The 12,469-nt window shown below is 47.5% G+C and carries 11 protein-coding genes and 1 riboswitch; all 11 genes read left to right on the top strand.

Annotated features, from left to right (window positions below; all coding sequences use genetic code 11):
- The first annotated feature begins 214 nt into the window (after positions 1-214).
- The 11 genes from ACM1ND_RS25685 to ACM1ND_RS25635 all read left to right on the top strand — a co-directional run bounded on the left by ACM1ND_RS25685 (position 215) and on the right by ACM1ND_RS25635 (position 12,467).
- Positions 215-1,525: an ABC transporter substrate-binding protein gene (locus ACM1ND_RS25685; RefSeq protein ID WP_418026841.1), complete on the top strand. Its 1,311-nt coding sequence runs from the start codon at positions 215-217 to the stop codon at positions 1,523-1,525.
- A 75-nt stretch (positions 1,526-1,600) separates the two neighbouring features.
- Complete coding sequence (locus ACM1ND_RS25680) at positions 1,601-2,485, top strand: carbohydrate ABC transporter permease (RefSeq protein WP_053326360.1); 885 nt, start codon at positions 1,601-1,603, stop codon at positions 2,483-2,485.
- A 2-nt stretch (positions 2,486-2,487) separates the two neighbouring features.
- Positions 2,488-3,321 carry a carbohydrate ABC transporter permease gene (locus tag ACM1ND_RS25675; protein WP_028540810.1) on the top strand — a complete coding sequence of 278 codons (834 nt, stop codon included), beginning with the start codon at positions 2,488-2,490 and terminating at the stop codon, positions 3,319-3,321.
- A gap of 60 nt (positions 3,322-3,381) precedes the next feature.
- Positions 3,382-4,431 (top strand): glycosylase, encoded by a 1,050-nt coding sequence (locus ACM1ND_RS25670; RefSeq protein ID WP_418026839.1) that lies wholly within the window; start codon positions 3,382-3,384, stop codon positions 4,429-4,431.
- An 11-nt stretch (positions 4,432-4,442) separates the two neighbouring features.
- The gene (locus tag ACM1ND_RS25665; RefSeq protein ID WP_418026837.1) at positions 4,443-5,402 is read left to right on the top strand and encodes an acetylxylan esterase; all 960 of its coding nucleotides are present in this window, start codon (positions 4,443-4,445) and stop codon (positions 5,400-5,402) included.
- A 57-nt stretch (positions 5,403-5,459) separates the two neighbouring features.
- Positions 5,460-5,559, top strand: a riboswitch (purine riboswitch).
- 69 nt (positions 5,560-5,628) lie between these two features.
- A complete protein-coding gene (locus ACM1ND_RS25660) occupies positions 5,629-6,807 on the top strand; it encodes an MFS transporter (protein WP_023990880.1) in 1,179 nt (392 codons plus the stop codon).
- A gap of 80 nt (positions 6,808-6,887) precedes the next feature.
- Positions 6,888-7,031 carry an RAxF-45 family protein gene (locus ACM1ND_RS25655; RefSeq protein WP_016822706.1) on the top strand — a complete coding sequence of 48 codons (144 nt, stop codon included), beginning with the start codon at positions 6,888-6,890 and terminating at the stop codon, positions 7,029-7,031.
- A 103-nt stretch (positions 7,032-7,134) separates the two neighbouring features.
- Positions 7,135-9,210: a ribosomal protection-like ABC-F family protein gene (gene abc-f, locus ACM1ND_RS25650; protein WP_418026835.1), complete on the top strand. Its 2,076-nt coding sequence runs from the start codon at positions 7,135-7,137 to the stop codon at positions 9,208-9,210.
- Between the two features lie 344 nt (positions 9,211-9,554).
- Positions 9,555-10,283: an ABC transporter ATP-binding protein gene (locus tag ACM1ND_RS25645; RefSeq protein ID WP_023990878.1), complete on the top strand. Its 729-nt coding sequence runs from the start codon at positions 9,555-9,557 to the stop codon at positions 10,281-10,283.
- Positions 10,280-11,080, top strand: a complete 801-nt coding sequence (locus tag ACM1ND_RS25640) for an ABC transporter permease (protein WP_341056902.1) — start codon at positions 10,280-10,282, stop codon at positions 11,078-11,080. Before ACM1ND_RS25645 ends, ACM1ND_RS25640 begins: the two co-directional genes overlap by 4 nt.
- Before the next feature lie 154 nt (positions 11,081-11,234).
- The gene (locus ACM1ND_RS25635; RefSeq protein ID WP_023990876.1) at positions 11,235-12,467 is read left to right on the top strand and encodes an ABC transporter substrate-binding protein; all 1,233 of its coding nucleotides are present in this window, start codon (positions 11,235-11,237) and stop codon (positions 12,465-12,467) included.
- Positions 12,468-12,469: the final 2 nt, after the last annotated feature.

The following is a 12,469-nucleotide window of genomic DNA, read 5'->3' as shown; positions in this document are numbered from 1 at the left end:
AATGAATTATTAGGTTATCGTTAACTTTACAGGATTATCATATCTAGCTGTTTGTAAACTGTCAACCATGCTAAATTGGTGTTTTTTTATAAGATGTGACCCATTCCACTTTACAAAAAGAATATTGCAATTGACATAGTAAGCGCTAACATAATAAAATGATTTTGTTACTTTAACGATAACCTTATTCGAAAACAACAGGAGGAGTCGTCTCATGAAGTTGTCCAAGGTTTTGATGTCATTACTATCCGTGGTTTTGTTAGCGGGGCTGTTTACTGGCTGTACCTCAAAGAAGGATGAGCCAGCTGCCAGCTCTGATCCGAAGGGTGTGGAAGGTGAAATTACGGTTATCACACAGCGGACTGATATTGTGGATACCGTATTTCAGGATTACGCCAAGGAATTTAACAAACTTTATCCGAACGTGAAGGTCAATTTTCAGGCATTGGCCGATTATGAGGGTCAAATTAAAATCCGTATGGGGACCAGGGATTATGGAGATGTTTTGCTGATTCCTGGCAGTATTCCAGTTGAAGAGCTGCCCAACTTTTTCGAGCCGCTGGGTACTTATGAGGAGATGAAAAACAAGTATACCGGCCTTGAAGAACGTACGGTGGATCATAACAGCTACGGTATTCCAATTGCGATGGTTTACTCTGGTGTGATTTATAACAAAAAGGTGTTCAAGGACGCAGGAATCACGCAGCTTCCCAAAACACCGGATCAATTCCTGACAGCGTTACAGCAGATTAAGGACAAAACCAAGGCAGTGCCGCTGTTTACGAACTATGCCTCTGGTTGGGCACTGACCCAGTGGGAGTCTAGTCTGGCAACATTGGCGGGTACGAAGGAATATGTGAATGTCACACAACCGAATACAGATGACAATTTCACGAAAGGCCAGCCCCACTATGAACTGTATAAGGTCCTGTACGATGCAGCTAAAAAAGGCCTGATTGAAAAAGATCCAACGACTACGGATTGGGAGACCTCCAAGGCGGATCTCGCTCAAGGCAAAATCGGTGCGATGGTACTTGGCTCTTGGGCGATTGACCAGATCAAAAGCACAGCTCCTAACAAGGAAGATATCGGTTTTATGCCTTTCCCGACGAATGCCTCGAAGGTACTTGTACCGCTAGCGGGTGATTTTAATCTCGGTATTAACGTAAACAGTGAAAATAAAGCGGCGGCCCGTGCTTGGGTGGACTGGTTTACCGAAAAGTCCAACTATGCTGTAGAGCAGGCAGGCAGTATTAGTCCGCTGAAGGGTGCCCCAATGCCTAGCATTTTGAAGCAATACGAAGATCAGGGAGTCGTTTTTGAAACGCTTACTCCGTCTCAAAAAGGACAGGAAGGAATTGTTGATAAAATAGACAAAATGGGCGAAATTGGTTTGTGGCAGCCTGATTTCAAGAAACGCATTATTGAGGCAGCGGTTGGTAACCGCCCGGAATCGTATGACGCCATTATGAAAGACCTGAACGATGCATGGGTGAAGGCGCGTGCTGAAGTGGCTGCAAAGTAAGCAAAATAGCCATCTGAACTGACGAAAAAAAGGATCGACGTAGCAGTCGATGGACGGATAGCCAGGAGGTGCAGCATGTTAAAATTTTCGAATCTCAGCTACTCCAAACAAAGATTGGCGATTATTGTTGCCTTTTCATTTATTCCGCTAGCGCTGCTGATCACTTTTGCGTACTTGCCGGTGATCAATATGTTTAAATACAGCTTTTCGGACTGGAACGGCTATAGTAAGCGTCTGGAATATGTGGGTTTTGAAAACTATATCAAAATCTTTACCGACCCCGAGTATTTCTCGGTGTTTAAGGTCAGTCTGTATTACTTTGTAGCCACGTTTGTACAGATGGGTCTGGCCCTTTATTTTGCAACCATTCTCAGCTTTCAGACCTGGTTTAAAAATTTCTTTAAAGGCGTTTTATTTTTTCCTTCCCTAATGAACGGGGTGGCCATTGGTTTTATTTTTCTTTTCTTTTTTAAGCCAGACGGCACGCTCGATACCCTGCTTCAGGCAGTGGGGCTGGGTTCGTATGTCAAGCTGTGGCTGGGCAACCCGGAGATTATCAATATTTCGCTGGCTGGCACGTCGATCTGGAGATACATGGGCTTTAACTTTATTGTGTTTCTGGGTGCGATTTCTTCCATATCCAGTGATTTGTATGAAGCAGCCGATATCGATGGAGCCAACCGCTGGCATCAGTTCCGCTCAATTATTTTGCCGAGCATCAAGCGGATTTTGCAGTTGAATCTCATCTTGGCAATTAGCGGTGCGGTCAGTGCATTCGATATTCCGTATATTATGACCGGTGGCTCCAACGGTAGCGAAACATTCGTCATTCAAACGCTTGATGTGGCATTCAAATACAGCAAGGTCGGTTTGGCCTCGGCGATGGCGGTTGTTCTGCTGCTGATCGTAATCGCTGTTACGCTGCTTCAACGGTTGCTAATTCGGGGAGAGGAGGACTAATCATGTATAAGCTGAAAATAATACTGGCTAGCAGCATCAAGTATGCGGCGCTACTACTAGGTGCGTTCATTGCACTGCTGCCGATTGTCGTCATTTTGTTTGCATCTTTGAAGACGAAGACTGAATATGCGGCAACCAGTCCTCTGACTCCCCCCGTTAACTGGCTGAATTGGGCTAACTATACCAAAGCCTTTATTAACGGAAATATGCTGACCGGATTTGTGAACACAGCTTTTATCCTGTTGATTTCGATCATCGGAGCCACGTTAACGGGTTCCATGATCGCGTATATTTTGAACCGTTTTAAATTTAAGGGCAAAAGTCTTATGCTCGGAGCGTTCCTGCTCGCGACCCTCATTCCGGGGGTAACGACACAGGTATCGACATTTCAAATTATCAACAAACTGGAGCTGTTTAACACGCCTTGGGCGGCGATCTTGCTGTATTTGGGAACGGATATTATTGCAGTGTATATTTTTCTGCAATTTCTGGATTCCATTGCGGTGGCGCTAGATGAATCAGCCATGCTGGATGGGGCCTCCTATCTGACGATCTACTGGCGCATTATCTTGCCCCTGCTGAAGCCTGCCATTGTGACGGTGATCATTATCAAAGGCGTTAATATTTACAACGACTTTTACACCCCGTTCCTGTATATGCCCAAAACAAGCCTTCAGGTTATATCGACGGCGCTGTTCAAGTTTAAAGGGCCATATGGCTCGCAATGGGAAGTTATTAGCGCGGGCATTATCATTGCCATTATTCCGACGCTGATTGCGTTTTTATCATTACAAAAATATATCTATAACGGATTCGCGCAGGGTTCAGTGAAATAGAATAACGGCGAAATAGAAAAATGATGAGATCAAGTATCTCGGTGAGAGGAGAATATACGTATGAGTAAATTGAATGTGGATTTGGATGTAGGTGACGTACGAATTGTGGGAGAAAGTCTGTCGAAAATGCCGTGGCAGGATAAGCCGGAAGGTAGCGAGGCTCCGGTGTGGAGGCATACTGATAACCCAGTCATTGGACGCAATCCGGTGCCGGGTATTGCCCGTATTTTCAACAGTGCAGTAGCTCCGTATGAGGGACGGTTTGTAGGGGTATTCCGGGCTGAAACGATTAATGGACGTCCGCATTTGCATCTAGGCTGGAGTGACGACGGGTTGGCTTGGGACATTGAGACAGAACGTCTGCATTTGGTCGATGAGGAAGGAAGCGATTACCAGCCTAATTATGCTTACGATCCGCGTCTGGTCCGCGTGGAGGATACGTATTATATCATCTGGTGTACAGATTTTTACGGTGCAGCGTTGGGGATAGCACAAACAAAGGATTTTAAAAGCTTTGTACGATTGGAAAATCCGTTCCTGCCGTTTAATCGCAATGGTGTGCTGTTGCCCCGCAAGCTAAACGGAAACTTTATGTTGCTATCCCGTCCGAGCGACAGCGGACATACACCGTTTGGCGACATTTTTCTAAGTGAAAGTCCTGACTTGGTCTATTGGGGCAAGCACCGTCATGTCATGAGCAAGGGCGGACAGGGCTGGTGGCAATCGGTAAAGATTGGCGGCGGACCGGCCCCGATTGAGACGACCGAGGGTTGGCTGATGTTCTACCACGGGGTGACGGGCACGTGCAATGGGCTGGTATACAGTATGGGCGTAGCCGTTCTTGACCTGGATGATCCGTCTAAAGTTAAATATCGTTCCTCGAATTTCGTGCTGACCCCGGAGGAATGGTACGAAGAACGGGGCTTTGTGCCGAATGTGGTGTTCCCGTGTGCTACGCTGCATGATGCGGACACCGGGCGGATTGCGATTTATTATGGAGCCGCTGACACGTATGTAGGTATCGCATACACGACAGTGTCTGACATTATGAAGTATGTTATCGCAACGGATGAAGTGGTCGCAGACGACCGTGAGTCGGGCCGGATGTAGGAGGAACTTGAATGCCAGAGGATATGTCTTTACAGCAATTGCAGTCATATATGGGGAGTAACCCGAAGCCGCCGGACTTTGACGCATACTGGGAACGGGCATTACAGGAGCTGGAGCGGCAGCCGCTTGATTATACACTGGAGCCTGCTGATTTTGTCTCTCCGATGGTGGAGTGTTACCATCTATATTTTACTGGAGTGGGCGGAGCGAAGGTTCATGGGAAGCTGGCTCGTCCTAAGCACCTTACGGAACAAGGTCCAGCGTTGGCCATGTTTCATGGATATTCCTGCGACAGTGGTGACTGGTTCGACAAGGTGAGCTATGCGGCACACGGATTCACCGTGCTGGCTATGGATTGCCGGGGGCAAGGAGGGCTATCAGAGGACAATTTGCAGGTTCAAGGAACGACGGTTCGCGGCCATATCATCCGGGGGATTGACGACCCGGACCCGGATCGGATGTATTACCGCAATGTATTTTTGGATACCGTGCAGACGGTACGCATTCTGATGTCTATGGAGCAGGTCGACCCTGAACGGATCGGCACATTTGGCTGCTCCCAGGGAGGGGCCTTAACGGTTGCCTGCGCTGCATTGGAGCCACGTGTCCGTATGGCAGTTCCGGTATATCCATTTCTGTCGGACTATAAAAGAGCTTGGGCGCTGGATGCCACTACATCTGCATATGAAGAACTGGTTTATTATTTTCGTTGGTTTGATCCGAATCATATGCGCGAGGAGGAGCACTTTCACCGACTAGGCTACATCGATATTCAACATTTGGCAGATCGTATTCGTGGTCGTGTGTTGTTTGTGACAGGGCTGTCGGACACCATCTGTCCACCCTCCACGCAGTTTGCGGTGTACAATAAAATCGTATCAGACAAGGAAATACTCCTGTATCACGAATACGGTCATGAGTATCTACCCTATCTGTCGGATCGTGCCATGAGCGAATTTTTGCGGCTGTAGGGGGTTGAACTTAGCCACAGGCTCCTTTATAGTAATAGCTATAACCTTCGTGAATGCGTAATAAATGAATGCCCCATTTGTATAACCTCAATAATATGGTTTGAGGGTCTCTACCAGGAACCGATAAATCCTGATTACAAAAAGTGTACGTCTTGTACATTTCTTGTGGTCAGGATTTTTTTGCGTAATACGAGGGAATTTACATGACAGCAAAGGAGCTAATGTAATGAACTTCAAAGTAGTTATTTTAACGATTGCGACCTTTACGGTGGGTTTGGTAGAGCTGATTATCGGTGGCGTGCTACCCCAAATTGCGCAGGATTTGAATGTCTCCGTAAGCACGGCAGGACAGCTTATCATGATCTATGCGCTCGTGTATGCTATTGCTGGGCCAACTTTGTTGGCGTTGACCGCCAAAATTGAACGAAAACGACTGTACCTGTGGTCGATGTTTATCTTTATTCTGGGAAGTCTGCTGGCCTTCTGGAGTCCGAATTATGCGGTCTTGTTTGTATCCCGTATCGTTACCGCTGCAAGCGGGTCGCTGATCGTGACATTGTCACTGACCATTGCAGTCAAAGTGGTGTCCAAGGCTTATCAGGCCCGTGTCCTTGGTGTCATCTCCATGGGGGTTAGCTCCTCCATCGTTCTAGGTATTCCAGCCGGGGTGCTGATTGGAAATGCGTTTGGCTGGCGGGTGCTTTTCCTGATCATTGCCTTGTTGACGGTCGTTGCTATGATCGTTATCAACTTGTTTATGGAGCGGATTCCGACGGAACATGTTGTGCCTATGCGCGATCAGCTGAAATCCTTAAAAAATGTTAAAGTCATCAGTGCTCATCTGGTGACCACGCTGACACTGGCGGGCCATTACACGTTATATGCGTATTTCACTCCATTTTTAGAAAATATGATGGGCTTAAACGCTTCGTGGATTAGTGTGGCCTATTTTGTCTTTGGGCTGGCGGCAGTGAGCGGCGGATTTATTGGCGGCTCTTTGGCAGATCGGTTCGGCACAGCGAAAAGTATTCTAGTCGTCGTAGGCGTGTTTATCGCCGTGATGTTCTTGCTGCCATTCTCAATCCACTCGATTTATGTATTTGCGCCACTACTGATCATCTGGGGCATACTGAGTTGGGCCTTGTCGCCCCCGATGCAAAGTTATCTTATTGAAAATGCACCCGAATCGGGTAGTATTCAGCAAAGCTTTAATTTCTCCGCACTCCAGGTCGGGATCGCTCTCGGTTCTGCCCTGGGAGGAGTAGTGATTGAGAATAGTGAATCTGTTGCCACGAACGCTTGGGTGGGTGGGGCATTTGTGATTGTTGCTTTTGTCTGCGGCGTATTTTCGATTACCAGAGCGGGGACATCGCAGGCTGTCAGAGGGCACCACTCTGTTTCATAATTCGCTGAACCATCGCCCTCTTTTATAATGCGAGCAAACATGTTATACTACACACAATTATGAAGAAGGAGGTGAGGTAGGTGAATCACGAGATGCTGAACAACCGTATTAGCCAGCTGCCGATTGCTATGGCTGGCATTGTTCATGCTTTTCCATACAACGGGAGAAGTCTGTCCAATTTTAATCATACGGTTGTAAACATCGCGAGAAGACGCCTACCTTAACTCGAACGGATTGCTGTATCTTCCGAAGAGTCGCGGGGTTGCTCCTGCGGCTCTTTTTGTGTTACCCAGGTAAGGGTCTTCCTAAATAAAGGAGAGCCTGAACATGTATATAGTAAACGGTCAACAATTGAAAAAATACCACGCTGCCAATCTGATTTTGGATGGTGCATCGTTTGATATCCATACAGGAGAAAAGGTGGGACTCATCGGCCGCAACGGAAGCGGTAAAACCACCCTATTACGCCTAATCGCACGTTTGTCCCGCCCGGATGAAGGGCAGCTCGTCATCGCCAAGGATACGAAAATCGGCTATTTACCGCAAATTCCGGCGGAGTTTGAGAGTTTTACTGTGTACGAAACGCTGGCTTACGCCTATCGTGAGCTGAAGGATTGCCGCAATCAGATGAGCACACTGGAACGGGAAATGTCAGATCCGGTTGTGGCAGCAGACGTAGGCCTTCTGGAGAAGCTGCTGCAATCGTATGCTGCCTTGCAGGAACGGTTTGAGCGCAACGGCGGCTATGAAATGGATGCAAATATTGATCAGGTAGCGGATGGTCTGCGTATTCCCAAAGGAATGTATACGCGCAGCTTCGGCTCGCTGTCAGGTGGAGAGAAAACAAAAATAGCGCTGGCATCACAGCTCATCGGGCGGCCGGATTTGTTGCTGCTGGATGAGCCGACCAACCATCTGGATTTGAAGGGGCTGGAATGGCTGGAGCAATTTTTGCAGGGCTACACAGGTACATGTGTGGTTGTGTCCCATGATCGTTATTTTCTGGATCGGGTCGCCGTTAAAATGATTGAGCTTGAGGATGGCGAGGCGTTTACGTATTATACGAACTACAGCGGCTATGTTAAGGAAAAGGAAGAACGATTGCTACTGCAATTTGAAGATTATAAGGAACAGCAAAAGCGGATCAAAAAGATGAAAGAGGCCATTCGGCGTTTTGAAGAGTGGGGGCGCAATGGCGACAACGAAAAGTTTTTCAAAAAAGCAGCCTCCATTCGTAAGGCGTTGGAGCGTATGGAGCTGGTGAAGCGGCCTGTATTGGACCCGCAGGGGGCGGAATTTCACTTAAAGCTGGAGGATCGTTCCGGTCGCCGGGTGCTACAGTTTGAAGAAATCGTTAAAGCCTATGGAGAGCATCAAATATTAAACGGGGCAACGGGCAGCCTGGAATTCGGTGAAAAGGTGGCCTTGCTGGGCGATAACGGTTCAGGCAAAACGACGCTGCTCAAGCTGCTGCTTGGTCAGGAAAGCGCGGATGCAGGCTCGGTCCAGTGGGGTGCGCGCGTGGAGTATGGATATTTGGCGCAGCAAGAGAGAGAACGGAATAGCCGGGCGACTGTGCTTGCTTACTTCAAGGAGGAAGCAGGGGTGGAAGAAGGTGAGGCACGCGAGCTGCTAGCGAAGTATTTGTTTTACGGTGCCGATGTGTTTAAGCCCGTGAGCATGCTGTCCGGTGGCGAATGGTCCCGCTTGCGGCTGGCGTTGCTGGTCATGAAAAAGCCAAATTTGTTGGTGCTGGATGAGCCGACGAACCATCTGGACATTGACTCACGCGAGGCGCTGGAGGAAGCGTTAGACACCTACACGGGAACGGTACTGGCGATTTCACATGACCGCTATTTTGTGAATAAGCTGGCAGGACGCGTGTGGGAGCTGGAGGCTGGAAAGCTGACCTTTTATCTGGGCAGCTTTGATGAGTACCGAGCGAAGAAGCGGGAGCTGGAAAACGCTCGTCTACAGAGCGAGGGGGGTACCGGGACGCGCCCGACATCTGCAAGCAGAGCCGCATCCGGTGGCGGCTCAGGCTCGGGCACAGCTGCACATTCCAGTGCAGCGAGCAATGGCACGGGGCCGGCTGCGCATACGGGAGCGACTGCGGGAGCCGATGCGAGCCGTGCACGCTCAAATCGCTTGGGCTCGCCCGCTGCCGGGTCTGGAGCCCGCGAAGCGAAGGCCGCGAAGCCATCACGCACGCCCGCTGCATCCAGCGAGCGGTTGGAGCGGGCCATCGCCGCCAAAGAAGCAGAATTGGCGGCGGCGGATGCCGAGCTGGAGCTGCTCGGCACAAGCGGCGATACGATCCACATGGCGGAGCTGTGGGATGCGCGTGAGCGGTTGCAAGCCGAGCTGGACACGTTGCTCGGCGAGTGGGTTGAGCTGGAGTAGGTGACAGGCTAGTAGTTACTGGCTAGAAAACAGTTTATTTTATATAGAGGGTAGCCCTGAGGTAGAACGTTTACTGAAGGGCTACCTTTTTTGCAGTGAAAAGACAAAGATATCATCACAAAAATTAATGACCATTAATTAAGATAAATGGTATTGATATATTATTATTATTATATTTTACATATAAAGAAAGTTGTTTGCATTTCGCAACATATGATACTTTTTAAATTGAATAAATAATATGATTCATTGTTAAATGAAGTTTGTGTTATCCATCATGATCTTACATATCAAATGCACGCGTTGGAACTATGTTGTGATTTGTTATGGATGGAGGGAATAGTATGTCGGACTCCTTACTAGAGGTCAGTCAGGTAACGAAAAAAATGGGAAAAAGGCACTTGTTAGACCGTGTTTCTTTTAAGCTTCAGAAAGGGAAGATCTATGGATTCATCGGACCTAATGGAGCTGGTAAAACTACAATGATGCGAATCATGACCGGATTAATGCAGCCAACCAGCGGTTCTGTAAAGATAGCCTCATATGATGTACAGACGGATCGGGAAAAGGCGCTGTCCAAGGTGGGGGCTATTATTGAATCTCCGGTTTTTTTTGATTATATGACAGGCAGGCAGGTTTTGCGCAATTTGTCACGGTTACACTTTGAGATTGCGTCCTCAGATCGGGAGACACATATTGAAGAGTTGCTTACAAAGGTGAGGCTGGAAACACGGGGAGATGACAAGGTGAAAACCTATTCGCTGGGAATGAAGCAAAGGCTAGGTATTGCGCAGTCCATGCTGGGGACTCCTGAGCTTTTATTGCTGGATGAACCGTCCAATGGGCTGGATCCTATGGGAATGCAGGAGCTGAAAGATATTGTGCTTCAGCTACGTGATTCAGCGAATTATGCCTTTTTTATCTCCAGTCATTTGTTGGATGAACTGCAACAGATGTGTGATGAACTCGTTGTTATCAAAGAGGGCAGGCTAGTTTGGCAGGGACCTACTGATCAATTAGTAGAGGACGGCCAACGGCTAGAGGATGCTTTTATGGGATTGATGGGACTATGAAATCATTAATATACAGCGAGTTCGAGCGATTGTGGAGACGGAAGTGGTTCTGGCTCATGGTATTATGTACACCGATTCTAGCCTGTTCGACAGGAGTATATTTTTTGCGCACGATGAAGGTTCCTGTAGAGGTATTATCCTTAAACTTTGTCGTTACTGGTCTGCGTGAGAATTTGTTTTTAGTATGCAACATAGCTGTGGCTGCTTTAGCTGCTGCTGTATACACAGAGGAATTTCGAAGCGGGCAACTGCGGTTGTTATTTATGCGCCGATTTACCCGCGGGCAGATTTTCTGGAGTAAACTGCTGGTTTTAAATGCTACTATTTTGTTTCTTCTCATTGTATTTGCAGTATCATCGCAGGTGATCGTTGAAGTATGGACTCTTTCCTATGATGTAAGTGATGCGGGGTTGTCCGGATCTCAAGGACTGCAGATGCTTAAATACTATGGTTGGGCGCTTGCCTCATTATTAGCAATAAGCTCCTTTTATTGTTTTATCGCTATGTATAGCAAAAGTGTAACGTATGCTATCGGTGTTTGTATGGTTTACAATCTGGGCTCTTTGTTGTTTGATTCATTGTATTTAAAATTGGTCTCTTTTGTTTCTCATATCCCATACCTATACAATGTGATCGCATTTATGATTATTCCATATATGCAGCATACAGGATTAGATAGATCCTTAATCGGGAATTCGTCTGTGGATAGGGCGATTATCACCGTGGTTAGTCTATATCTTATCTTTTTTACTTGGGGTGCATACCGCCGTTTTGTGACTGATGATTATCTGTATTAGGGGCATCCGTAGCCTGAACATCATAAAAGTAAAAGAAAGATCCAATCGACCGCTTGAGGGTCAGTTGGATCTTTTATCGTTTCTTTTCCATAAGGGACGGGTATTAATTGTCTAGTCCCGCATAGATTGACATAGGGGAAAAGGAGGTATGAGCATGTGGAGTTGGGTCAAAAAGCTGTCTACACTGGCGGCGATCCTTTTGTTGGCTGTTTTTGTAAGCGCATGCAACAAGGGCGATGCTTCAGGTAAGGTGAAAATTGAATTTTTTCAAAACAAGCCGGAGGCCAAGGGTTCATTCGATAAGCTAATCTCTCAATTCAATCAGGAACATCCCGGTATTGAAGTGACACAGGTCAACCCGCCGGAGGCAGAGACCGTGTTATTGACCCGGGTTGTCAAAAACGATGTACCTGACATTGTGGGGCTTGGGGCCACAGATACCTACTCCATTTTGGCACAAAGCGGTATTTTTACGGATCTGGCGAATACAGAATTGCCACGTACGATTGACCCGATTTACCTCAAAATGCTTAAGGATGTGACCGGGGTCGATCCCGTGTATGGAATTCCTTATGCTGCGAATGCGAATGGTGTGATGTATAACAAAACGCTTTTTAAGGAAATGGGATTACAGGTGCCTAAAACGTGGGATGAGCTGATTGCAACGGCGCAAAAGATCAAGGCTGCTGGGAAAATCCCGTTCTATTTTACATATAAAGATGATTGGCAAACGAACCTCCCCTTTAATGCGCTGGGCCCGAATCTGGTGGGCATTGATTTTTTCCTGCAACGGCGTGAAAATCAGGTCACCTTTCAGGACAAGTACCGCGAGGTTGCTGAAAAGCAGCTGGAGCTATTGAAATACGGACATGGTGATAATTTTGGCAAAAACTATGCCGACGGTAATCGTGCCTTCGCTAACGGGCAGGGATTGATGTACATTCAGGGCTCGTGGGCCATATCTGAAATTCGCAAAGCCAACCCGAAAGTGGAGCTTGGTTTTTTCCCATTACCGACAGGGAATGACGAAAAGGCGGTCAAACTGGTGTCCGGTATAGATACGCTCTTGGCCGTATCGGAGAGCACTCCGCATAAAAAGGAAGCCGAGGAGTTCATTGCCTTCTTGTTGAAGCCGGAGAACAGCAAGCAATACATTACAGAGCAAACGCTGTTTTCGGCGGTGAAGGGAGTTACGCAGGATGATCCGAGTGTGGCGGAGCTGTTGCCTTATTTTAAATCGGGCCGCGTCATTGATTTTGCCGATCACTATATTCCCAAAGCGGTCCAATTGAATTCTATTGTGCAGGCCTTCCTGCAAAACAGAGACATCGACGCTTATCTGGCCAAGCTAGACAGTGAGTGGAATAAGGTAGCTAACCGCCGATAGGA

The organism is Paenibacillus sp. JJ1722 (assembly GCF_048282685.1).
GTDB lineage: Bacteria > Bacillota > Bacilli > Paenibacillales > Paenibacillaceae > Paenibacillus > Paenibacillus polymyxa_B.
Note: the sequence above shows the minus strand (reverse complement) of the source record. Positions and strands in the feature narration are given on the sequence as shown.

What these genes read in the sequence shown, in the direction of transcription:
- ACM1ND_RS25685 (WP_418026841.1), top strand. Translation starts at nt 215, where the DNA reads ATGAAGTTGTCCAAGGTTTTGATGTCATTACTATCCGTGGTTTTGTTA.
- ACM1ND_RS25680 (WP_053326360.1), top strand. Translation starts at nt 1,601, where the DNA reads ATGTTAAAATTTTCGAATCTCAGCTACTCCAAACAAAGATTGGCGATT.
- ACM1ND_RS25675 (WP_028540810.1), top strand. Translation starts at nt 2,488, where the DNA reads ATGTATAAGCTGAAAATAATACTGGCTAGCAGCATCAAGTATGCGGCG.
- ACM1ND_RS25670 (WP_418026839.1), top strand. Translation starts at nt 3,382, where the DNA reads ATGAGTAAATTGAATGTGGATTTGGATGTAGGTGACGTACGAATTGTG.
- ACM1ND_RS25665 (WP_418026837.1), top strand. Translation starts at nt 4,443, where the DNA reads ATGCCAGAGGATATGTCTTTACAGCAATTGCAGTCATATATGGGGAGT.
- ACM1ND_RS25660 (WP_023990880.1), top strand. Translation starts at nt 5,629, where the DNA reads ATGAACTTCAAAGTAGTTATTTTAACGATTGCGACCTTTACGGTGGGT.
- abc-f (WP_418026835.1), top strand. Translation starts at nt 7,135, where the DNA reads ATGTATATAGTAAACGGTCAACAATTGAAAAAATACCACGCTGCCAAT.
- ACM1ND_RS25645 (WP_023990878.1), top strand. Translation starts at nt 9,555, where the DNA reads ATGTCGGACTCCTTACTAGAGGTCAGTCAGGTAACGAAAAAAATGGGA.
- ACM1ND_RS25640 (WP_341056902.1), top strand. Translation starts at nt 10,280, where the DNA reads ATGAAATCATTAATATACAGCGAGTTCGAGCGATTGTGGAGACGGAAG.
- ACM1ND_RS25635 (WP_023990876.1), top strand. Translation starts at nt 11,235, where the DNA reads ATGTGGAGTTGGGTCAAAAAGCTGTCTACACTGGCGGCGATCCTTTTG.